At 40.3% G+C, this 23,239-nt stretch carries 24 protein-coding genes; 18 read left to right on the top strand and 6 right to left on the bottom strand.

Annotated features, from left to right (window positions below):
- The first annotated feature begins 1 nt into the window (after position 1).
- The 7 genes from J8L85_RS02640 to J8L85_RS02670 all read left to right on the top strand — a co-directional run bounded on the left by J8L85_RS02640 (position 2) and on the right by J8L85_RS02670 (position 6,630).
- Positions 2 to 1,327, top strand: coding sequence for a sigma-54 dependent transcriptional regulator (locus J8L85_RS02640; RefSeq protein WP_211014265.1), 1,326 nt, complete (start codon positions 2 to 4; stop codon positions 1,325 to 1,327).
- A 212-nt stretch (positions 1,328 to 1,539) separates the two neighbouring features.
- On the top strand, positions 1,540 to 1,899 hold the full coding sequence (locus J8L85_RS02645) for a hypothetical protein (protein ID WP_211014267.1): 360 nt from the start codon (positions 1,540 to 1,542) through the stop codon (positions 1,897 to 1,899).
- A 334-nt stretch (positions 1,900 to 2,233) separates the two neighbouring features.
- The gene (locus J8L85_RS02650; protein ID WP_211014269.1) at positions 2,234 to 3,526 is read left to right on the top strand and encodes a Glu/Leu/Phe/Val dehydrogenase; all 1,293 of its coding nucleotides are present in this window, start codon (positions 2,234 to 2,236) and stop codon (positions 3,524 to 3,526) included.
- Between the two features lie 16 nt (positions 3,527 to 3,542).
- Positions 3,543 to 3,962 carry a GreA/GreB family elongation factor gene (locus J8L85_RS02655; protein WP_211014271.1) on the top strand — a complete coding sequence of 140 codons (420 nt, stop codon included), beginning with the start codon at positions 3,543 to 3,545 and terminating at the stop codon, positions 3,960 to 3,962.
- Positions 3,959 to 4,351 (top strand): hypothetical protein, encoded by a 393-nt coding sequence (locus J8L85_RS02660; protein WP_211014273.1) that lies wholly within the window; start codon positions 3,959 to 3,961, stop codon positions 4,349 to 4,351. The genes J8L85_RS02655 and J8L85_RS02660 overlap by 4 nt, the downstream gene beginning before the upstream one ends.
- A 60-nt stretch (positions 4,352 to 4,411) precedes the next feature.
- Complete coding sequence (locus tag J8L85_RS02665; RefSeq protein ID WP_211014275.1) at positions 4,412 to 5,257, top strand: universal stress protein; 846 nt, start codon at positions 4,412 to 4,414, stop codon at positions 5,255 to 5,257.
- 119 nt (positions 5,258 to 5,376) lie between these two features.
- Entirely contained in the window at positions 5,377 to 6,630 is a 1,254-nt protein-coding gene (locus J8L85_RS02670; RefSeq protein ID WP_211014277.1) for a mechanosensitive ion channel domain-containing protein, read from the top strand.
- A 5-nt stretch (positions 6,631 to 6,635) separates the two neighbouring features.
- Here the strand turns inward: J8L85_RS02670 and J8L85_RS02675 are convergent, their stop codons facing one another.
- A complete protein-coding gene (locus J8L85_RS02675; protein ID WP_211014279.1) occupies positions 6,636 to 7,535 on the bottom strand; it encodes an SdiA-regulated domain-containing protein in 900 nt (299 codons plus the stop codon).
- 151 nt (positions 7,536 to 7,686) lie between these two features.
- Entirely contained in the window at positions 7,687 to 8,364 is a 678-nt protein-coding gene (locus tag J8L85_RS02680; protein ID WP_211014281.1) for a response regulator transcription factor, read from the bottom strand.
- 391 nt (positions 8,365 to 8,755) lie between these two features.
- Between J8L85_RS02680 and J8L85_RS02685 the strand changes: the two genes are divergently transcribed.
- The 11 genes from J8L85_RS02685 to J8L85_RS02735 all read left to right on the top strand — a co-directional run bounded on the left by J8L85_RS02685 (position 8,756) and on the right by J8L85_RS02735 (position 19,185).
- Positions 8,756 to 9,142 (top strand): MerC domain-containing protein, encoded by a 387-nt coding sequence (locus J8L85_RS02685; RefSeq protein WP_211014283.1) that lies wholly within the window; start codon positions 8,756 to 8,758, stop codon positions 9,140 to 9,142.
- Between the two features lie 72 nt (positions 9,143 to 9,214).
- On the top strand, positions 9,215 to 9,520 hold the full coding sequence (locus J8L85_RS02690; protein WP_211014286.1) for a hypothetical protein: 306 nt from the start codon (positions 9,215 to 9,217) through the stop codon (positions 9,518 to 9,520).
- A gap of 373 nt (positions 9,521 to 9,893) precedes the next feature.
- Positions 9,894 to 10,610, top strand: a complete 717-nt coding sequence (locus tag J8L85_RS02695; protein WP_211014288.1) for an ATP-binding cassette domain-containing protein — start codon at positions 9,894 to 9,896, stop codon at positions 10,608 to 10,610.
- The gene (locus J8L85_RS02700) at positions 10,607 to 12,013 is read left to right on the top strand and encodes a DUF3526 domain-containing protein (RefSeq protein WP_211014290.1); all 1,407 of its coding nucleotides are present in this window, start codon (positions 10,607 to 10,609) and stop codon (positions 12,011 to 12,013) included. Before J8L85_RS02695 ends, J8L85_RS02700 begins: the two co-directional genes overlap by 4 nt.
- A 1-nt stretch (position 12,014) precedes the next feature.
- Positions 12,015 to 13,442: a DUF3526 domain-containing protein gene (locus J8L85_RS02705; RefSeq protein WP_211014292.1), complete on the top strand. Its 1,428-nt coding sequence runs from the start codon at positions 12,015 to 12,017 to the stop codon at positions 13,440 to 13,442.
- A gap of 10 nt (positions 13,443 to 13,452) precedes the next feature.
- Complete coding sequence (locus J8L85_RS02710; RefSeq protein WP_211014295.1) at positions 13,453 to 14,661, top strand: GTP-binding protein; 1,209 nt, start codon at positions 13,453 to 13,455, stop codon at positions 14,659 to 14,661.
- A gap of 2 nt (positions 14,662 to 14,663) precedes the next feature.
- Positions 14,664 to 15,293, top strand: coding sequence for an ATP-binding cassette domain-containing protein (locus tag J8L85_RS02715; RefSeq protein ID WP_211014297.1), 630 nt, complete (start codon positions 14,664 to 14,666; stop codon positions 15,291 to 15,293).
- Positions 15,290 to 16,585 carry an FtsX-like permease family protein gene (locus J8L85_RS02720; protein ID WP_211014299.1) on the top strand — a complete coding sequence of 432 codons (1,296 nt, stop codon included), beginning with the start codon at positions 15,290 to 15,292 and terminating at the stop codon, positions 16,583 to 16,585. The genes J8L85_RS02715 and J8L85_RS02720 overlap by 4 nt, the downstream gene beginning before the upstream one ends.
- Positions 16,575 to 17,009, top strand: coding sequence for a hypothetical protein (locus J8L85_RS02725; RefSeq protein ID WP_211014301.1), 435 nt, complete (start codon positions 16,575 to 16,577; stop codon positions 17,007 to 17,009). The genes J8L85_RS02720 and J8L85_RS02725 overlap by 11 nt, the downstream gene beginning before the upstream one ends.
- A gap of 29 nt (positions 17,010 to 17,038) precedes the next feature.
- Complete coding sequence (locus tag J8L85_RS02730) at positions 17,039 to 18,451, top strand: alkaline phosphatase (protein WP_211014303.1); 1,413 nt, start codon at positions 17,039 to 17,041, stop codon at positions 18,449 to 18,451.
- A 29-nt stretch (positions 18,452 to 18,480) separates the two neighbouring features.
- On the top strand, positions 18,481 to 19,185 hold the full coding sequence (locus J8L85_RS02735; RefSeq protein ID WP_211014305.1) for a VOC family protein: 705 nt from the start codon (positions 18,481 to 18,483) through the stop codon (positions 19,183 to 19,185).
- 392 nt (positions 19,186 to 19,577) lie between these two features.
- Here the strand turns inward: J8L85_RS02735 and J8L85_RS02740 are convergent, their stop codons facing one another.
- The 4 genes from J8L85_RS02740 to J8L85_RS02755 all read right to left on the bottom strand — a co-directional run bounded on the left by J8L85_RS02740 (position 19,578) and on the right by J8L85_RS02755 (position 23,237).
- Positions 19,578 to 19,811 carry a DUF262 domain-containing protein gene (locus J8L85_RS02740; RefSeq protein WP_247656539.1) on the bottom strand — a complete coding sequence of 78 codons (234 nt, stop codon included), beginning with the start codon at positions 19,809 to 19,811 and terminating at the stop codon, positions 19,578 to 19,580.
- Between the two features lie 144 nt (positions 19,812 to 19,955).
- A complete protein-coding gene (locus tag J8L85_RS02745; protein ID WP_211014307.1) occupies positions 19,956 to 20,345 on the bottom strand; it encodes a hypothetical protein in 390 nt (129 codons plus the stop codon).
- The gene (locus tag J8L85_RS02750) at positions 20,342 to 22,732 is read right to left on the bottom strand and encodes an AAA domain-containing protein (protein ID WP_211014309.1); all 2,391 of its coding nucleotides are present in this window, start codon (positions 22,730 to 22,732) and stop codon (positions 20,342 to 20,344) included. The genes J8L85_RS02745 and J8L85_RS02750 overlap by 4 nt, the downstream gene beginning before the upstream one ends.
- Before the next feature lie 4 nt (positions 22,733 to 22,736).
- A complete protein-coding gene (locus J8L85_RS02755; RefSeq protein ID WP_211014311.1) occupies positions 22,737 to 23,237 on the bottom strand; it encodes a mismatch-specific DNA-glycosylase in 501 nt (166 codons plus the stop codon).
- Positions 23,238 to 23,239: the final 2 nt, after the last annotated feature.

Consider the following 23,239-nt stretch of genomic DNA (forward strand, 5'->3'; position numbering starts at 1 on the left):
CATGGCCCTACACAAAGAAAACATTTTATTGGTAGATGACGACATCGATATTCTAGAACTGTTGCAAAGGCATTTGCAATCTATGAACTACCATACCTACAAGGCCGTTTCGGTAAAAGAAGCCATCTATATCTTAAAGGATACTTTTATTGATTTATTGATAACAGATATTCAAATGCCAGAAGTAGACGGACTTCAATTGCTAAGGTTCGCAAACGAGCATTATCCAGAAATGCCAAAGCTGGTGGTCACTGGTTACCCATCGGTAGGTGGCGCCTTGGAGGTCATTAAATCTGGGGCTGCCGATTATCTAACGAAACCCTTTACCAAAGAAGAGCTCAGACAGGCCGTACACAAAGCTTTTGAGATCGGCGCCAAACGAAAGACGATTACCTCTAAAACAAGTGGGGCCAAACCCAATGTGTATGCAGATATGGTCGGCCAATCAGAAGGATTTCGCAAAATCACCAATATCGTTGATAGGGTAAAAGACAATAAAGCTACCGTTTTGATCAAAGGTGAAAGCGGAACAGGAAAAGAACTCGTGGCCAGGGCCATTCATTACTCTGGTAAATACTCCCGTGCCCCTTTTATCGCCGTTAACTGCGGGGCCATTCCCGAAAATTTGCAAGAGGCCGAGCTGTTCGGTTACCTCAAAGGTGCTTTTACGGGAGCCAATGAAAATAGAAATGGCTTTTTTCAAGCGGCAGAAGGTGGCACCTTGTTCTTAGATGAAATAGGTACGGCTTCCTTGGCCGTACAGACAAAAATGCTTCGTGCACTACAAGAAAAAGAGATTACCCGGGTAGGATCAAGAAAGGCCGAAAAAGTAGATATCCGTATTATTGCCGCCACCAATGCCGATCTATTGGAAGACATTAAAAACAATACATTTCGCGAAGATCTGTACTATCGCCTTACAGTAGTAGAAATTAACGTGCCACCGCTTCGCGAACGAAAAGCGGATATTCCCCTCTTGGTAGAAAAATTTATACGTAAATACGGTGTTGAATACAAAGATCGATTATTGCAAATATCCCCAGATGCTCTCCGAATCTTGACCAATTACCACTGGCCCGGTAATATTAGGGAGTTGGAGAACGCCATACAGCGAGCCGTTATTATGAGTGATGGTACCATAGGGGTGAAGGACCTTCCGGAACACCTTAAATTTCAAATAGACTTTCCAGATTCCGAATTCATGTCTTTGCAAGAAATGGAAAGAGAGTATATTCAACGGGTTCTTAACCATACTAAAGGAAATAAGACCAAGGCAGCCGAAATACTTCAAATAGACCGCAAGACGTTGCGCGCAAAATTAAAATAACGTACCGGACAAAAATTACTCGACTGGGTAAATTATACCCGATACCTAAAACTCTTATTTTTTTTGATATATTGTAATGTGCTGTTTATCAGTTTGTTATAAATTTTATTTTTTCTTTAAGAATTATGGGCATGCCATTTGCCTAATTGGCACAAAGCTAATTAGGGAAAATTATCCCTGATAGAAAACTGTATAACCGTAAACAAGTAGATATGATCAAATACGCAATTACCATGCTGTTCTCTGTAGGTACCTTACTTGCACAGGACATTGACCAGACAACGACCGATGTAGAAGTGGGCGATGTATTTGAGATAGGAAGACCCGAAACAAACAAATACAAGCATATAAATTTTCCACGAGCCAATTTTATCATCAAACGAGGAGGAATTGCCAACTACAAAAGTGTTGAAAAAAACATGGTGGTGGTTACCTCGGTAAAAGAAAAAAAGGACGGCAGTACAGAGGTTAAAATAAAACGCAAAGATGGAGGTAGGTTTTTTGGAAGCCACACCGTAGTCTCCGTTGATTTTGACGATGCGCTACAAGCCGGTGAACTTCATGTAAAATAAAAATTTAGTTGGTTGATGTAAATCTGCCTGACTTCCAAAAACTCTAGGTTTATTCAAAGTTTGGGGATAAGGGTCAGGTAGGTTTTACTCACTTTATAGGTCTTATTACTTTCAGAGATGATTTATCCAAGAAGCATTTGTAGTACCTGTAGGTACAGAAAAAGGTGCGTATTGGCCAAGAACAAAAAAACAATAAGTTCTTGTAGCGAGTACCAACATATTTATGACAAAAATTCGTATATCCTAAACTATAGGAGACCAGAAATACCAAATTATAAAAGTAACCGTTAAAAAAAGAAAGTTTAAAAAACGGTTTCATTTTAATACCAAAACTATGATTGCAAAAACATCTGCACCCAAAAAACAAAGAAAGCAAGGCATGTTGGATAATGTCATGAGACAATTTGACAATGCGGCTGACATAATTGGGCTTAATCCCAATATTAGAAAAATATTGGAAGTAACGAACAATGAGCTTGTAGTTCATTTTCCTGTACGAATGGACGATGGTGAAGTAGAAATTTTCACTGGCTACCGCGTACAACACAATAATTCTTTAGGCCCCTACAAGGGAGGGCTTCGTTACCACCCTACGGTAGATATCGATGCTGCAAGAGCCTTGGCCATGTGGATGACATGGAAAACTTCTTTGGCGGGTCTGCCCTATGGTGGAGCTAAAGGTGGAATACAGCTAGATCCTACGAAATATTCCGATGCCGAGCTAGAACGTATTACCAGAAGGTTTACCTATGCCCTTGGTGACAACATTGGACCAGAACTGGATATTCCGGCTCCGGATGTAAACACCAATCCACAGACAATGGCATGGATCCTAGATACTTTTATGTCTACAAAATCTCCTTCCGAACGCTCTACCAACATGCACGTGGTTACCGGTAAACCCATTGGTGCAGGTGGTTCTCAAGGTAGGGACAGGGCCACAGGATATGGCGTTTTCTTAAGTATAAAATTTTGGGCCGAACACAAAAATATCGACCTAAAAGACAAAAAGTTTACCGTACAAGGTTTTGGTAACGTTGGTTACTGGGCCGCTCATTTCTTAGAGCAAGAAGGTGCTATCATGACCGCCGTGCAAGATGCGTATGGCAGTATTGTTAACGAAGAAGGTATTTCTGTAGAAAACCTATTGGAGTATTCTAAGGCAAACAAAGGTAGTATTGTAGGGTATGCGAAAGCACATTCTATCGACAACAGTGAATTTTTTGGACTCGATTGCGATATCTGTATTCCTGCCGCTTTGGGTAACCAAATTACAGAAAAGAACGCTTCTAAGATAAAAGCATACCTGATTGCAGAAGGTGCTAACGGACCTACCGATGTAAAAGCAGAACAAATATTGCTTAAAAAAGGTGTCGAAATCATTCCTGATATACTTTGTAATTCCGGTGGGGTAATCGGTAGTTACTTTGAGTGGTTGCAAAACAGAAACGGAGAAATCTGGCAATTGGAAGAAGTTATGGCAAAACTAGAAAAGAAACTTAGAGAGTCTTTTAACAAAGTCATGGAAACTTCGAAAAAACGAAATGTAGACCTAAGGTCCGCAGCGTTTATTATCGCTATAGAAAGATTAGAGGAAGCTTATGTACAACGAGGAATTTTTCCATAATTAAAATCTGGTTAAAATGAAATATGGTGTATTGGTCATAGAGAAAAAAGAATATGTACTCTTAAAAAAGTTAATGAACCTGTCAGGGTACTATAAAGATAGTACCCTTGGCAAATCTGTTCAAAAACTTGTTGGCGAAATGGAGACCGCCAAAATTTATGATGATGCCAATATGCCAAGCGATGTTATTCGTTTTAACTCTTCTGTCACCATAGTATCTGAAAATGGCTGGCGAAAACAGTTTAAGTTGGTAATGCCCAGCGATAGTGATGTAAAAAGTGATAAAATATCTATTCTCACCCCCATGGGGGCCGCAGTAATAGGTTATAGCGAAGGGGATACCATTATTTGGGAATTTCCTTCGGGAGAACAAAAACTTACTATAGAAAAGGTTGTTCAAGAGAACGAACCTATCAACTTAAATATGGTCTTATGAACGGGCTTAAACCTTTTTACAACCATGAATCCGACGATAGGATCATGGTAAAAAAAGATACGCTGGAAGTCCGAAATTGGACCGATCATCTAGAGTATATAAACGAAGAGCTGGATTATTTGCTGGATATTGAGGATAGCATGCTCAATAACTCTGAAATATACGCACAGTTACATGCTATACGAAGAGAGAATACCATAAGATTAGCAACGTTGTACCGGTACCAAGGCACTATTAAAAATGCCGTGGAGTGCGATACACTTCAATGCGACTCTTATTACCTGAGCACTCACGAAAAAAATCGTAGTCTCTATATAGAACATATTCAAAAATATCGAAATATAAAATCAAAGATTTTATCAAAAATTTTATTGCATGCCAAAAGATAACGAAACAACATAAGGTCTAAGAAGAAAAAATGTCTTGGGGCCTAAAACAAAAACTACATCATGGGAAAAAATATATTATTGCCAACAGATTTTTCAAGAAGTTCATGGAGTGCCATTCAATATGCCACTAGCCTTTTTGAAGATTGTGATTGCGATTTTTATATATTGAACACCTATGCGAAAGAAACCCACGGCCTAGACAACCTAACTCTTTTGGATCCCGATGAGGCTTTCAATAAAATGTCCGAGAAAAAATCAAAAGACGGGTTGGGCAACACCCTGGCCCGTCTTACCTTGGAGAACAACAACCCAGACCATCGTTTTCATGTATTGTCTAAATCCAACCTGTTTATTGATGTCGTTAAAGATGTCGTTAAAAACCTTTCTATAGACATGATCGTAATGGGGGCCAAGGGCGCCGGCAATAGAAGAGGGGACAACTACGGGAAAAACACTTTGGCCGTTATAGAGAATATTAGAAAATGTCCTATTCTGGTCGTGCCTAAAAATGTTGCCTTTAAAACCTTGAGAGAAATTGTATTGGCCACTGACTTCAACACCAACTTTAACAGTTATGAAGTAAAGTGTTTGGCGGAAATTGCCAAATTAACGAATGCAAACGTGCAAATATTAAGTTTAACGGACACCAAGGAACTCTCTTTAGAGCAAAGAAAAAACAAGATACTGTTACGAAAATTTCTTCAGGGCATAGATCACTCTTTTAATGTATTGCACAATGTTGAAATGCCTACGGCCATAAGTTGCTTTATAGAAAGTCGAAAAAGCAATATGGTCAGTTATATCGATAAAAAACCTTCTTTTTTTAAAAGGCTAGGTTTCGGCAAGCCAACCTTGGGTAAACTGGGGTTTTATAAACATGTACCCGTCTTGGCACTACATGCATAACAGGAAGGTTATCTCATTTTTCTTACATTCCATAATTTTATGTTATAACTACAGTTATTGAACTATAATTGCCGTTCATGATGTAATTTTGCTCTTTGTTAAGTTCAAAACAAAACACCATGAATAACGGACTGTCGCGGCTTTTATATCATTATCTTTTAGAAACAGGTATGAGCGAAAAACTTGCCTCATATCTAAACTTATTGGTTTTATTGGTTGGCGGTTTGCTCATAGCCCTATTTCTAGACCTTATTATCTGGAAAGTATTGCGATCCATATCATTACGATTGGCCAGAAAATCAAAAACCAACTATGATAATTTTTTAGTGACCAATAAGGTGCCTAGGTACCTTGCCCATATTATTCCCTTATCTATCTTGTTCGAATTGCGACCCTACACCTTTGTAGATTTTGAATATGCCGGCAACATAGCAAATAAAATACTTCAGATTGCCTTTGTAGTATTGACTCTATTGATCGTTAAAAGTGTTTTTAGAAGTACCAACGACTACCTAAAGACCAAACGAAGGTTTCGCGATAAACCCATGGATAGCTACATACAGGTATTCATGATTTTTGCATGGTTCATTGGCACACTAACCATTATTGCCATAATTACAGAGGTACAGATATGGAAATTTTTTACTGCCCTGGGCGCTGGCTCTGCCGTAATTCTATTGATATTTAAAGACTCTATTCTAGGGCTCGTAGCCAGTATACAGGTAAGTATCAATGATATGGTGCGGATCGGCGATTGGATCACTTTTGAAAAATATGGAGCCGATGGCGGCGTTATCGAAATTACCCTTGCTACGGTAAAAGTGCAGAATTTTGATATGACGATTACCACCATACCTACGTACTCACTGATATCAGATTCTTTTAAAAACTGGCGGGGAATGCAAGAAGCAGGCGGAAGACGTATTAAACGCGCCTTGATTATTAGCCAAAAGAGTGTCCGGTTTTTAACAGGTGAAGATGTGGAGAACCTTAAAAAAATCCAACTTATACAACCTTATCTTACCGCAAGAAACGAACAGATAGAATCGTACAATACCACAAACGAAGTAAATAAAGAATTGGAAATAAACGGTAGAAACCTTACGAATATCGGGGTCTTTAGAAAATATGTGAACGACTATCTACAGAGCCATTCTGCCGTTAACAAGAACATGACCTTAATGGTGCGCCAATTAGCGCCCACTTCTCAAGGTATACCATTAGAGGTCTATGCCTTTAGTTCTGATAAAAGATGGGAGAATTATGAATATATAATGGCCGATATCTTTGATCATCTTCTGGCGGCCCTGCCCTATTTCGGGTTAGAAGTTTTTGAACTACCTACTTCTTTGACCAATGCCCCAAAGGCGTAACCATTTTATCTTTTTACCAAGGTCGTATGTGGTTGTAGTTCTGTAATAGTGCCTACACCGTTCTTTTCCCCTTCGCTAGATATATACAAGGTACCGTTAGGGCTAAACGTTATACCTTCGGGCTGCGGAAATAATGTTTCGTTCAACGTATATACGTTTTTTGTTTTTCCGTTTTTGTCTAAAATCAGCATCTTTGGGTGCGCCCCGTCCAGCAGATAAATTTCTTTTGTTTGGGGGTGAATCGCCATATCAGAAGGGCGAAAGGTTTTTTGAATCTTCTTTTTTCTGTAACGATCTAAAACCTCATCGGTCATATCGATCTTAAAAATAGGTTTTTCATCAAGCTCCCAATCCTTCAAAGAAAAGGCATAGACCCCTTTATATCTATCTGAATCAACTCCGCGCTCTTTTGGTATTACCAACAACCGGTCGTGTTCGTTATCAAGCTCCAAACTCTCCATATCGTTCTTTGTACTAAATAGGGTGTGATACTCCGTTAGTGTTCTATCCTCATTTTTGTAATTCTGGATGATAGAAATTCTACCATTGCTCTCCAACACGTATGCGTTGTTATCGTCAACGGCCAAACCTTCATAATCACCGGCACCGCCAAATTCTATTTTCTGCACTACCTTTTTTTTAAGTAGATCATATATAAATATGATCCCGTCTTCATCCTGTACCGCGGCAATGCTGTTTTCATCAACCCAATCTATCGCAGAAATCTCTTTAAGCTCTGTAGGCAACTCCCAACGGCCCGCTACCTCATAACGTACTTTGTCCGGGTCATCATTCGGGGTCCAATCCTTAAAGTTCGCATAAAGAAAAACCGACCCTATGAGCAGTGATGCCAATGTCCAAAACTTCACCTTTACCATATCCAAATTGTTGCTTTTCTCATTCATTTTTAAATTTTTTGAATTTTCTAAGCTTACTGGCCTAAAATTAGACCTGAAATCTGTAAAGACCTTGGAATTAACGCAAGTAAGGATCTTTTGTCACTATTTTAACCTTTCGAGGCCTTTCTTTAATAACTAAAGATGCCGTCTTGTTCTTTTAAACTCCTTGTAGTTTATACCCCACTCCATATACTGCTTCTATTTCAATAGCGGCCCCGGCATCCGAAAGTTTTTTGCGAAGGTTCTTTATTTGAGAGTATATAAAATCAAAACTATCGGCCTGGTCTATGTGATCGCCCCATACATGCTCTGCCAAGGCCATTTTTGTAACCAATCGTGTTTTATTTGAAATCATATACAGTAGAATATCATATTCTTTTCTGTTAAATATTATGTCTTTACCAGCTATGGCTACACTTCTACTCTCGGGATCAATGACCAGATTGCCTATTTCTATATGTTTATTGCCTTCAAAACTTCGTCGGCGCACAACGGCCTTAACGCGTGCATGCAATTCGGCCATATGAAAAGGTTTTGGCAAGTAGTCATCCGCCCCTAGATCAAGGCCCTTTATACGATCGTCCAAAGAATCTTTTGCAGAAACAATAATTACACCATCTTCTTTTCCCTGGCTTTTAAGCTGTTCTAAAAGAGCCAGTCCATTACCATCTGGCAGCGTAATGTCCAATAGAATACAATCGTAATCGTACACCCCTATTTTTTCTTGGGCCGTGGTATAATCGCAAGCAGTCTCTACTATATACTTTTCGTGCTCCAGGGTCTGGCGCATATTCTCTAGCATCTGTGGCTCGTCCTCTACTATCAAAATCTTCATCGGTATCCCATTTTATGACAAAAGTAGGATAGAATTCTAGAAAAAAATGGGAATCCCTCGCTTTAGCCAAATGAAAGAACACCCAACATGATTGTTACCGAAAAAAAATCCTGAATAGGCACAATTCAACCTACATTAACACTGTATTCACTCTTTTTAAAAATTATTAATGCGATAATGTTGCAATAAGATAAATTCTTCTTAAGTTTGACAACTCTATTAAGACCGGATGATAAAAAATTGGAAAGAAATTTATTCCCCAACAATAAACAAAGTGCCCAATATATACACAATAGGCTTTAGCACTTTGTGCTCAAAATAAGACACTACATCCGGCCAAATCATCGTCGCAATAACCAGAAATTTTATACGAATACATTAAACAATAGCAATGAAGATAAAAAATCAAACTTTTGACATAATTGCACTCACCAGCTCTTTAATATGTGCTATTCATTGTGCCGCAGTGCCCATTTTACTCTCGTTCTCATCCTTAACCAGTCTACATTTTTTACACAACCCCCTTATAGAGTGGTCGTTTATAGGGCTGGGTATATTATTTGTCTTTATTTCTCTATGGCCAAGCTATAAAAAAACACATCGTAGATCCAGGCCCTTGCTTATTGCCGCCGTTGGCTTTATTCTAATTGCCATAAGTCGACTACATTTTGGTGAAATATGGGAAGCCGTAAATACCGTAGCCGGAGCATTATTGGTTTCATCGGCCCATTATGTAAACTGGAAACTATTGCGTTGTAAAATAAATCATGGTCATTGACTTCATATTTGGTTCCCATTACCAAGAACTTTAATATCATCTTAACCTTTTTTATTATAACTTTATTGATCAATGCACAAAGGCTTAGTGAAACATACCATTGGCTTTTTCTTTTTGTCCATTTTCCTCATGGTAAAAATGGCCGGCCTTCACGTGCTTGCCCATGATATTGATCAAGACCACTATGCCCATTGCGTCGTTTGCGACCACGTTGTCAAAATTCAGCACACGCCAGAGATATTTCCCCTAACTCCCGACTATACGGTTGCACTTATTGCACCGACACCTCAAAAAATAATTACCCAAGAGTACAAATTTCTTTTAGACGGTATTCTTGCCAGCGACCGGCTCTTTTCTAGACCACCTCCACTTATATAACCATATCCCAATAATTTGGTTGTTTACATTCTATAGTTCTTAAGACAAGAGTGTTTTCTCTAGCCTTATTATCGTAATGTACCAAACCGTGTTCTTTATGAATCATTGGCTATCGGGTACATATGAAAACTATTTCTGTGGTATCCTTTTTCATACTGCCCGGATCAAGTATAAATCTAGAGCTAATATTCTTTCCAAGATTCAAAAGAAAGTTAGTGTATTCCACTATTAAACACTGATATTCAATACACATAAAACGCTGACCTCAGCAGACATATATTGTTTTCAGTTCTGTTTTCCTCTAACCAAACAAGGGTTCTAAATAAAGTCAAGAGTAATTGATTTTAACCAAATACAACTAAAATAAACCACTATGATCTCAACGAACAAGCTTACCAAAAAATTTGGCGATTTTACCGCCGTCGACAACCTTACCCTTTCGGTAAAAGAAGGGGAAATACTCTGCCTGCTAGGCGCAAACGGAGCGGGTAAATCTACCACCATAAATATGTTGTTGGGCTTTATAAAACCAACTTCGGGCACAGCAGAAATACATGGTCTCGATGTCGCCAAAAACAACCTGAAAACGAAGGAGTTCATTACCTATATCCCCGAAAACCTAATGCTCTACCCTAGTCTAACGGCCGTTGAAAACCTTGATTATTTTGCCGGAATAGCAGGAAAAGAACTGTCGCCACAAATGTTGACGGATTTTTTAAAAGAGGCAGGGCTGCAGGAAGAAGCTTTTCAAAAACGCATCTCCACCTTTTCAAAAGGAATGCGCCAAAAAGTAGGGATCGCCCTTGCCCTTGCCAAAGACACCAAGGTATTGCTGTTGGACGAACCCACTTCAGGTCTTGACCCAAAAGCCAGTAACGAATTTGGAGAACTGTTGCAAAAGCTAAAAAACAAGGGAGTAGCCATATTAATGGCCACCCATGATCTGTTCAGGGCAAAGGAAGTGGCTACCCACATCGGAATTATGAAAGATGGCAAATTGCGCCAGCAATTTGTCGCCGAGAACATTTCTCTTCCAGAATTGGAAAAAGCATATCTAGATACCATGAACTATAAAGAGGCTTTATCATGATCATAAAAACCTTTTATAAAGAAAGCAAAGAATTGTGGAGAGATGGCCGGGTTCGCATCACATTTGCCATTGTGGTCTTACTTTTAGGAATCGCTGTTTGGATTAGTGCCCGCCAGTATCAAAACATTAACGAACAACATCAAATAGCCCAAAAGGCGGAAAGGGAAGTTTGGGACAACCAAGGAGAGAAAAACCCACATTCTGCGGCGCATTATGGCACTTACGCATTTAAGCCAAAATACCCCTTGTCTTTGGTGGACCAGGGAGTGGACAAGTATGTAGGCTCCTCCATTTTTCTAGAGGCACATAAACGAAACGAAGCGCAGTTCAGTGCCGCAGCGGACCAAACGGGCCTGTCTAGGTTCGGCGACCTGACCCCAGACTTTATTTTACTTTTTATAATCCCTTTGTTGATCATTCTTTTAGGGTACAATACGTTTACCAAAGAACGCGAAATGGGCACATTGACCTTATTAAAAAGTCAGGGAATTACGCCCTGGAAATGGGCCTTGGGCAAATGGACGGCCTTATTTTTACCCGTTTTGCTGATTACGGCACTGTTATTTCTGATTACCGGACTTGTATTGTCTAACCTTAAAGATTTTGGTGTCTTCAATTGGCAATCCCTGTTTTCTTTGTTTTTGGTATACATTGGGTATTATATCATTTTCATCAACATTGTACTGTTCATTTCATTAAAGGCCACGAAATCGGGCATAGCCCTGGTACTATCGCTTTCCGTATGGATCTTGGCCTGTTTGGCAGCACCCAAGGCCGCCAGTAATATAGCCGAGGCAAAACACCCGTACCCTACCCGGCAAGAATTTGCGGCCAATGTGCTCAAAGACAAGCAAAACGGGTTGGACGGTCACAATCCTTGGAGTAAAGAATCCAAACTGTTGGAACAAGAGGTTCTTGCCGAATATGGTGTGGACAGTATTCATAAACTACCTTTTAATTTTGATGCCTACCGCATGCAAAAGGGCGAGGAGCACGAGGCCGAGATTTATTTTAAACATTACAATTATCTAAAAGACCAATACTCTAAACAATCGGATCTATACCAAAGCTTAGCCTTAGTATCACCATACCTTCCCACAAGGTTTTTAAGTATGGCCATCGCCAGAACCGATTATACCGCGCATTGGGACTTTTCCGATGCCGCTGAAGATTATCGGATCGCCACACAAAAGTTTTTGAACGCAAATTTTGCCGAAAATTCATCCTATGGTGAATGGGGGTACCGGGCCGATGCCGACTTTTGGAAAAAACTTCCAGACTTTAGCTATACCCCGCCCAAGCTAAACGCAATACTCTCGAGCAACGCCTCCAATCTATGGATCTTGGGAGCCTGGATGGCCGTATCATTTGCCTTGTTCCTAATAACCACTAAAACCGTTTAGCATGTTACGATACAATTTTAAATATGAATTGAGACTTTTATTACGTAGTCGTTGGATTCAAATATTAAGTCTTATACTACTGGTACTTTTCGGCTTTTCTACCTTTAACGGCATAGAAAAAGTAGCCAAAAGAAAAAGTGATATTTCAATTGCCAAACAACAAGTACAAGAGTCGGATGAGGCTATGCTTAAGCTTTTGGACTCTGTGGAACGCGGCCTTCCGGTAAGCGCTTCCTCTTGGACCATACCTACCAGCCCCATGGCCGTAGGCAATTATCATCCTAGGGTAGCGGCCATGGAACCCAAGCCTATGGCCTTTGTCGCTACAGGACAGGCAGATCTGTTTACGCATTATATAAAACCAACGGTTTCAGGAGACGATTTTGCTTTGAATTTTACAGAAATGACCAGTCCTGTCCAACTTCTTTTCGGAAGTTTTGACCTGGCCTTTGTCATTGTCTATCTCTTACCATTGCTGATCATTGCCTTTACCTATAATGTGCTATCTGCTGAAAAAGAGCAAGGCTCTCTTCGCCTATTGGCATCGCAGCCCATCTCCATACGAAAATGGGTGTTTCAAAAACTCATTCTTCGCTTTTTTTGGTTGTCGGTCTTGGTAACGCTGTCCATGCTGATCGTGTTTCTCTTAGTAGGTACTGAAACATTCGAATGGGGCGGTATCGTAAGTTTACTTGGGTTGACCTTGTCTTATATGCTTATTTGGTTTGCCCTGGCATTTTTGGTGAACCTATTTGTTGGTACTTCGGCAAAAAATGCCGTATCCCTGATAATGCTATGGGTCATATTTGTTCTTTTGACCCCATCGGTTATCAATCAATTGGCAAACACCCTTTACCCAATGCCATCGCGTACGCTTATGATCAATGAAATGAGGGAACACAAGGCGGAAGCAACCAAAAGACAAGATGAAATTTTAGACAATTTTCTCCGTGATCATCCGGAATATGCCATAAACGACTCTACCCAATCAAGAAATTTTTACCACAGCTATATGGCCTCGCAAAAAGTGGTAAAAGAGGCTTTGGAGCCTATTGTGGATACATACGAGCAACAATTGCACAAACAACAGAAATGGGCTAAAAAACTACAATGGTTTTCACCTGCCATCGTGGTACAGGAATCATTGAACCAATTGGCCGGAACCTCCACCGCGGACTATGAGAGCTATCGCAATCAGGTCATCGGTTTTGCAGAAACATGGAGGAACCATTTAATGACCTATCTGTACAACAACAAACCCTTTGCCCAACAAGATTATCCATCCCTTCCGAATTTTCAATTTTCATATATCGCCAATGCGACCATTGGTTTGTCCGTATTGGTGTTGCTTTTGATTGCCGGAGCATTGTTGGCCTTTGGGTTTGCAGTACAGGGGAGGTTACAAAAAAGAGGATTATTAAGTAATTAAATTATAAAAAATGCAAAAATTACCCGTAACCGTACTTAGCGGTTTTCTTGGCGCAGGAAAAACTACCTTGCTCAACCACATATTGCACAACAAAGAGGGCCTAAAGGTCGCCGTCATAGTAAACGATATGAGCGAGGTGAACATAGACGCCCAGTTGGTGGAAAACGAAAACACCCTCTCACGAACCGATGAAAAATTGGTAGAAATGAGCAATGGGTGCATTTGCTGTACCCTTAGGGAAGATCTTATGATAGAGGTGGAACGATTGGCCGCCCAGAAAAGATTTGATTACCTGTTGATCGAAAGCACGGGCATTAGTGAGCCGATTCCCGTGGCACAGACCTTTACATTTGAAAGCGAGGACGGTAACATTGATCTAAGCAGGTTCAGTTACATCGATACGATGGTGACCGTAGTGGATGCCTTTAATTTTCTGAAAGATTTTTCAAGTCCCGATTATCTGCGCACTCGCGAGCTGACCGATATCGAAGGAGATGAACGTACCATTGTCAACCTGCTCACCGACCAGGTCGAATTTGCCAACGTCATTATCCTGAACAAGGTAGATCTTGTGACCGAAGACCAACTTAAAGAACTTTATGCCATTCTTCAAAAACTGAATCAAGAGGCCCGTATCATTCCAACAACAGAAAGCAACGTGCCCCTTAAAGAGGTCATCCATACAGGGTTGTTCGATTATGAAAAGGCAGAGGCCTCTGCCGGGTGGATCAAGGAGCTTGAAAACGAACATGTGCCCGAAACCGAGGAATACGGAATCGGTTCTATGGTATTTAGAAGCAAAAGACCCTTTCATGCCGAACGGTTCCTGACTTATGTCAACACCCAATTCCCACAAAATATAATTCGTAGCAAAGGATTGTTCTGGTTGGCCTCAAGGCCCGACCAAGCTTTGATATGGAGTTCTGCCGGAGGTTCGTGCAAAGTAGACCCTGCAGGTGTTTGGTGGGCCTCTATGTCCTTCGGAGAGCGCATAGGCAGTGCCGCCTTTGTTGATAACCAAGAACTGATAGAATCTGACTGGGACATCACCTTTGGCGACCGTAAGAACGAACTCGTCTTTATTGGGCAGTACTTACAAAAGGAAAAGTTATTAGATGGATTAAACGCTTGCCTACTTACCGATACGGAAGTGGAATTATGGAAAAATGGTCTTTTGGAACAAGAAGACCAATGGCCCGTGCCTGTTTATAATCAATAAAAATGATACGTACCAAAGATCTAACTTTTAAATACAGAGAGCACAGTGCCCTCTTCGAGTTTCCCGACATTGCCTTGGGAGCGGGTGAAAACTTGCTGGTTTTGGGAAAATCGGGCATCGGAAAAACAACGTTGTTACACCTGTTGGCGGGACTGTTATACCCTACGGGCGGCAGTATCGTAATAGACAAGGTGCCGACCCAATTACTTCCTAAAAAACAACTGGATAAGTTTAGGGGGCAAAATATAGGTCTCGTTTTTCAAAACAACCATGCCGTACAGTCATTGAGCGTGATCGAAAATTTAAAGGCCCGGTTGTTTTTTGCGAAAAAGGCCATTTCAAAAAACATAATCACAGACTTGTTGGAACATCTTGATATTATCGATTGTAAAGACAAGAAACTTAGGGAGCTTAGTGAAGGGCAACGACAACGACTTGGTATTGCTATGGGCATAGTACACCGACCCAATATAATATTGGCCGACGAACCCACCTCTAGCCTAGATGACGACAATTGCAACAAAGTAATGCAACTTCTGATAGAACAGGCCAGTGTAAGCAATGCCAACCTCATCGTCATTACCCACGATCAGCGTATAAAACCTTTGTTCACTCATAAACTGGAACTATGAACATCTGGAAAATCAGTTTAAAAAACTTTAGGTTCAAACCCCTGTACAGCTTCTTGGGTATTCTCATACTTTCGGTCAGTATAGCCCTTCTTATCGGTATTCAACAGCTAGACCGATCGTTTCGGCATCAACTGGAAAATAACCTCGGGGATATAGATATGGTGGTGGGTGCAAAAGGAAGCCCCTTACAGTTAGTACTTGCCTCCGTACTCCATATAGACAACCCCACGGGCAACATTTCTTTTGAAGAAGCCAAAAGGCTCATTAAAAACCCGATGGTAGGAAAAGGAGTGCCCATATCTTATGGCGACAACTATAAAGGCTATAGAATTGTCGGTACCACCCAAGATTTCCCAGAGCTGTACAAGGCACGTTTATATGAGGGAAGATTTGTACAAAAACCGATGGAGGTAGTACTGGGGTCTACCGTCGCAGAAGCCATTGGACTTCAGATTGGCGACAGTTTTCAAAGTTCCCATGGGTTGGCGGAAAAAGGGGGGCACGACCACGATGAACCATTAACCGTTGTCGGCATATACCAACCCACCCATAAGGTAATGGACCGTTTGATCATCACAGGGTTGGAGACCGTTTGGGATGTCCACCATCATGAAGATGACCATCAGACCAACAACGAACACATTGAAGGAGATGTACATGACGAAGAAACGGACCATACCGAACATAATGAAACGGAGTCTCATCACGAAGGGGAAGAAGCGCATCATCATGAAGAAGAGGACCAACAAGAGATTACCTCTATGTTAATTTCTTTTCGGAATCCGAGGGCTCTTTTAACGGTCCCCAGAAGCATAAACGAAAACACCAACATGCAGGCGGCCCTGCCAAAATTTGAACTGGAGCGACTGTATCAATTTACGGGGGTAGGGGTAAAAACCATCACCTGGATCGCTTATGCCATTCTCATAATTTCCTGTATCACCATTTTTATCAGCTTGTACAGAATGGTCCGCGACAGGGCTTTTGACCTAGCGCTTATGCGCAGCTATGGGGCCAATACCTTCCAGTTAATAAGAATGGTGGCCTACGAAGGTTTTATGATCGCCGGATCGGCCTTTATTGTAGGGGTACTGTTGTCACAAATAGGCGTGTATTTCATTTTTGAAATGATAACGGACCAGTACAAACAACAAATGCCGCTTCAACTACGATACCAAGAATTATTACAAACCGCAGGTCTGGTAGGGCTTATGGTGCTATTGTCAATAGCCTTGGCCATTTACCCGATCCTTAAAATGAACATATCAAAAATACTGAGTCATGAAAAATAATATACTGGTAACTCTTTTTATGTTATCCTCTATGTGCTGTTTGGCCCAAACAGAGATAACCTGGTGGGACCTGGCCCGTATCAGCTATACGGAGAAGTTTTTTCCTTCTTATGGGGAAAATTTCCTGTATCCGAAATTTAGTGAAAACATGAAATCGCTCGAAGGCAAAAAAGTGGGCATCACCGGATACTTTCTAGACATTGACCCCAGTGGTAAAATGTATATCCTATCAAAAAATCCTATGGCTTCGTGTTTCTTTTGCGGAGTGGGAGGGCCAGAAACGGCCATGGAACTTCAATTTAAAACCAAACCCAATTTTAATACGGACGATATTCTATTCGTCACAGGAATTTTAAAACTCAATGCGGACGATATAGAGCATTTTAATTACATCCTTACCGACTGCGTAGCAGAAAAACTATAACAAAAAAACAAACCATTAATACAACGAAAATGAACAGAAGAAAATTTTTTAGAAACGGCGTCCTTTCTACCATAGGCGCTTCCATTTTTACCCCTTTCGAAACCGTAAGGGCGTCTGACCTTGAAAGTACCTGGAAACGTAACAAGGCCAAAAACATCATTTTATTGGTCAGTGATGGTATGAGTACCGGCACGCTAAACATGGCCGACCTTTATCTTTCAAGAAAAACAGGAAAGGGCAGCAATTGGCTGGGTCTCTATCGAGAGAACAAAGTGTCGCGAGCCCTTATGGATATGGCCTCTGCCAGCTCTATCGTTACCGACTCGGCGGCGGCAAGCTCTTCTTGGGGCGGAGGGGCGAGAATTAAAAACGGCGGCCTAAATATTGGGCTCAACGGGGAACCGCACCTTCCCATCTGGCAAAAATTCAAGGCCGTAGGCAAAAAGGCCGGTTGTGTGACCACCGTACCCGTTACCCATGCCACCCCTGCCGGCTTTTGCGTGAACCAAAAATCTAGAAACGATCAAGCATCCATTGCCGAAAAATACCTGAAACATGGTTTCGATGTTTTAATGGGCGGTGGAAACGAATACTTTTCCCCAGAAAAAAGAAAGGACAAAAAAGATATGTACACTGCCTTTGCCAATAAAGGGTACCATGTGGCAAAATCTAGGAACGAGATGTTGTCCGCTCCCACCAATAAACCCATGCTAGGTGTTTTTTCAGACAACGGACTTCCCTATACCAAAGACCGTGAAAACAATAAGGAGCTTTTGGAAAACACCCCAAGTTTGGCCGAAATGACCCGCAAGGCCATAGAAAACCTAAAAGACGGCCCTCAAGGGTTTGTATTACAGGTAGAAGCGGGAAAAGTAGACTGGGCCGCCCACGGAAACGATATTGCAGGCCTGCTTTATGATCAGGTGGCCTTTGATGAAGCCGTGCAGGTAGCGATGGATTTTGCGGAGAAAGACAAAGAAACATTGGTGATCATCACCACGGATCACGGAAACGCCAATCCAGGGGTCATCTACGGTAAATATGCCAATGATAATTTTGACTCCATTCAAAACTACAAGCACACCAATGAATGGATCTTAAACGGTATAGGCAAGGAGTCTTCCATAAACAACATAAAAGAGCGTGTAGAATACGCCAACGGCTTTGCTTTGACCACCGAAGAAGCCGAGACGCTTCTTAGCTATTATGACTCCATTCAATCAGAGGATGGTTGGTACAACCCAAAGCACTTACCGTTCCGTGCCTTGGCAGAGATCCAAAAACAACACAACTCGGTAGGCTGGATCAGTATGCAGCATTCTGCCGATTATGTGGAACTGGCGATGTTCGGCCCCGGAAGTCAATTGCTGAAGCCGTTCATTAAAAACACCGACCTCCACTACCTTATGTTGGAGGCAGCAGAGGTGGAGAATACCTTTTAAAAGTAACCGGCCAAACCTCATCGATCAATATGAAACCAAAAAAGCTAAAAAATATCGCAATGGCTTTATTGCCAATACTGCTGATGGGGTGTACGTGCTCTGTGGAACCGCCTTTGCAATTAGACCATATCGTATTGGCCACCAATAACCTTGACGAAGGCATCAAAGAGTTTCAGAATAGTACGGGGCTACGGCCTACCTATGGGGGTAGACATGCCAACAGCTATACCCACAGTGCCACGGTGGCCCTAAAAGGCAACATGTATGTTGAAATTTTGGCGCCAAAAGACAATTTAGATTCCATACCAGCATTTTTTCAGAAAATACATGGGTTAACCCCTATTGGTTTTGCCGTTTCGGTAAATGATGTCTCTAGGTTTAAAAGAAGAATAGAGACACTTGGTTTTCAAACCAATGGCATCAACAACTGGTTGAGAAAAAAAACAGAGCCCGAAGAGTTTCAGTGTAATTTTATAATGACTAACGACCCCCAGTTGACCATGAATCCGTTATTCGTTAATTGGTCAGAAAGTGCCGAACCGTCCTCCCTAGAAAGTGATGGCAGCTCTTATTTAAAATCTTTAGAGCTGGCAACACCCTATAAAGAAGAGGTTGAACAATTGTTTGTTTCCAATCGCACTCTTTTTCAGCAGTTGAAATTTAGCAAGCGCCAACAAGCGAAAATAAGATTTGCTCTACAAACCCCTAAGGGACTCATTAAATTTGGGGAATGAGGTGCTAGGTAAATGTTTGTTATTTAAATGGCTGTTGTAGTTCTTTTAAGATACGCCGGCTTATGGTTGAGCACTTCGAATATTCGTTTAAAAAGCCATTTCCAACTATAACACTCCTAATAATCTCCCATGGGAATATTGTCGAAAAAAGTGTTCGTAACTGTTACTATAACCTCCACAAAAAAGATATTCAAATACAGTTATTATGACATACGACCCATTAGTAATTAACAATACACAACTTGTAAAAAATTCTTCAAATTTCTAATTTGGCAACTAGAATTCTTACGTGTTTTAACACTTATCTATAACGCTAACCAAACCAGTATGCCAGACTGTATTGAATGTGGAGCCTACACAAAATTCAACAATGGGCTCTGTACTAGTTGTTATCAAAAAAAGAATGGAAACCCATGGGTTTCTGGAGTAATTAAAGGCAGAATTGCGGAAACATTATACTCATCCTTTTCCAGCTTGAAAGCATCCTTTAAAACTTTCAATAAAATAATTATGGTAGTTAATCTTTGCTGTCCATCTACAACATCCACCGTATTAACACCTCCGTGATGCGCTTCGGTATGTAATATTAATATACCAAAAAGGTGCCCTTCACCCGGCAACAGCATATCAATATCTCTAAAAAGTGCAGCTTGCTGCCCATACCCCCAGGCATACCTATACCTCCTCTAGTAGGAAGGGATTCTAAATTGTTCGTTTCTATAGTTTAATAAACCATCAAGTGTAAAATCTTTAGGTATGATTTTAATATTTTACTTTTTTAATCCATCTATTATACTTCCAACAATCGCTCCGCCCGCTGCCGTTAGCAAGAACAACGGCAATCCAATTGCACCACCTAGAGCGGCAATCCCTGCACCACTAAAGCCGACCAAAGATAATGTTCCTGCCCCAGCTAAAAAGGCCAGTCTCTTAGTATAGTTTGCCTTTTTCCATTGATCTTTTGTTTTATTGCCAACATACTTTGAGATATTCTTAAAGGTCGATGAGTTGTTGAGTTGTTTTAGTTCATTTAGTTTCTCTTTGAAGCTAAGGCTTTTATCATTTTGAATTGCCTTGACGCGCTCGGCCCATTCTAGTAATTGGTCTTTTTCTTCTTCGGTTAAACCATCAAAATCGATATATTTATTAGAACGACTCATACACTTATTTTTTTTGTTGCTGCTTGCAAAATCCCTGTAATCAACTGATCTTGAAAGAACCTCCACTCGTCTGGGTTGCAAACAATAATCAATCTCTTTTTTGCTCTACTTATCGCTGTATTAATATTGTTAAGGCCAGAAGACAAAGTATTTTGTGAATCGGTAAACCAAGGCCGTTTACCATTACCTATATCACAAACAGAGTAAATGACAGTATCCCATTCCTGACCTTGGGATTTATGAACGGTTAGAACCTTATTATTCTGTTGATATGAAGACAATTTGCTTCCTATCGCCCTAACTTGCGCAGAGTAAGGTGCTAAAATTGCGACGCTTGATTCTGGTGTGAAATTTGAATTTGCCAAATTAACAATCGCATCCACTTCTGAAGTGTTCAGACGCCCTCTCCTTCTGTTTTCAGGGGGGTTTTTGACATCATACAAGATGATTTCTGTTTCGGTGTTTAACTTTGAGCAAAACCCTTCCTTGTAAACATACTGCTGCAATACATTCGCTAATGATTTGCCAAATCGAAATGTACCAGTAAGGTTTGTTTTTTTCAGGCTTTGAAAAGGAGCCTGAACACCATTTAGATACCCACGAACAACATCATCCAAGTTTTTTTGAACAAACAGGGCTTCCAAAAAAATTGCTGACTGATCCCAGACCATTACAGGTCTGAAATTTATGTCGTTTTGAATATCCCTTTTTGATATTTCACATACTGGAGGTAGCTGCATATGGTCTCCTAAAAAAGTTACCGGCAAGCCTTGGTTGAAAAGAGTTAAAGCTTTAATGATGTTAGAATATCCCGCTTCATCCAAAAAAATATGATCTGCATTAAGCTTTTCTTCTCTAAATCTATATAAATAAGTATCAAGGGTAGCCCCTACTATAGAAACATTTTTTAACCTTTCTTCAGTGCTATAATTGGCCAACCTGACCCTTTCTGCTTTTAAAGCTTCGTGCTTGAGCAATAGGGCTTCTTTGCTCATGTGATTGTACTCTGTCGCTAAAGTCTCGTAAACGGGCCTATTCTCCCTTATTGATTCGATCTTTGTATTGATAGCTGACTTGATTTTTGAATAATCTGGAGTTCGTGACGATAGTTCTGATCTTTCTTCGAGGTCAACAGTGCTCAAAATTGTTTTCAGTTCTTTTTTCTTGTCTCCTACGGAGGCTTTGAAATCCTGTATTAATAAGTAAAGTTCTTTGGTTTTTTCTTCAATTTTTAAGGCTTCTTTTTTAATCTTTTTTAATTTAATGTCATATTCAGCTTCCTCTTTTAGAAGTATATCTATTTGCTCATCGTAGTTTTTAGTGGCTCCGAACACTTTGGATATGCTATGAAAAAAAGAGTCCCTTTTTCTTCTCAAAGTTTCTTGATCTCTCTGAAGGCTTTTCAATTTTAATTCATAGCTTCTACTTTTTACATCATATTTTTCTAGCTGTTTCTTAATATTACCATGTTGATTACTTAGATCTGAGATTTGATTCTTAAAATCTTCAACATCCTTTATCTTATCTAATACTTTTTCAAGCTTCTTTTCTTCTTCCGAAGATGAATCGATTCCCAATATATTCTCAATAATCGCAATTTGAGTATCCAGCTGCTTCAGTTGATTCTCTAATCCAATTATTTCGCACACTTCTGGAAATTCATCGGCAAACTTTTTTGACGGACCTCCCAAACGTAATATTTGGTCACGGTCAATTCCAGCCAAATCTGTCATCTTGATAACCCCACGATAAATTTGTTCTAGAGCATGATTGGTAGGGGCAACTATGGCAACCTTTTTATTGTTTGCCAAATAATGCAAAATCGCATAGCTCAAAACAAACTGAGTTTTACCTGTACCTGGAGCACCCCAGATATATGATAGTGGCTCCTCAAAAATGAACTCAAGGGCCTTCTCCTGTTCTATTGAAGGAACATTGCCTTCTAAATAAATATCAGACTTTGGTGGTTTTAATCTTGATGCCTGATTGGGTAGTTTTAAATCCTTACCGTTTAAGATATACCATTGCTTTACCCTTTCGATTAGAAATTTTAAATCAGAAATAATCTGCCAATCGTTCACATTGGCATTTGCCATTTTTTGATAAACCTCTGGCTTTGGTTTAACCACTAAGGTATTGGTATCTCTATCATAAACTTGGATTTTAACCCCTTCTATGGACCATTCTTGATTTGTTGCCAGATATTTAAAAACCAAGGTCTCCTCATCAAATATTTTAGAGTTAATCTTGAGTTTTAACTTATCCTCTTTGACCTTTTCAATTGAATGGATATTGATGATGTGTATGCCCTTACCGTTTTTATCCAAATGGTCGTAATATGCTTGGGAGCCATCAATGCATACCTTTCTGATTTCTTCTGTGGTCATTTGACTATGGTTGATTGATTAATTCGGCCAGTTCTTGCCAATACTTTTCATTCCAATATTTTCGGGCACTTCCAGAGGTTGAGGGTAAAACATAAATCCTCGATTGATGAATCATTTGTTCTTGCAAACCATACTCGACTTTTTGAGTTTTGCCATCAAAACCTAAGGCATAAGCTGCAGATTTTTTTCCATTAAAAGCAACATATCTTGGCTTGAACTTGGCAATCTTTTGTTTGAAACTCACAACATCGTAGTTCTCATGAGCCAAGACATCATCGTTGCCGCTTTGTGAATGTACTAAGTCCGTTAAGCCAATATTGTAATCTCCAATCAGGTAACAATCAGAAGGCAAAAGCAATCTCTTTGTCAAACCTGTCTTATGTAAAATAGAGTAAAACTGATTGCCCGGGGCCGCATAATAATAGCCTAACCTAGCTGAAGCCTTCCCCTTAGCCGTCCCACAAAAAACAATGTCAAGGTTATATGTTAAAACATCGCTTAACATAA

Origin of the sequence: Maribacter sp. MMG018 (assembly GCF_018100785.1) — a bacterium.
Lineage (GTDB): Bacteria > Bacteroidota > Bacteroidia > Flavobacteriales > Flavobacteriaceae > Maribacter.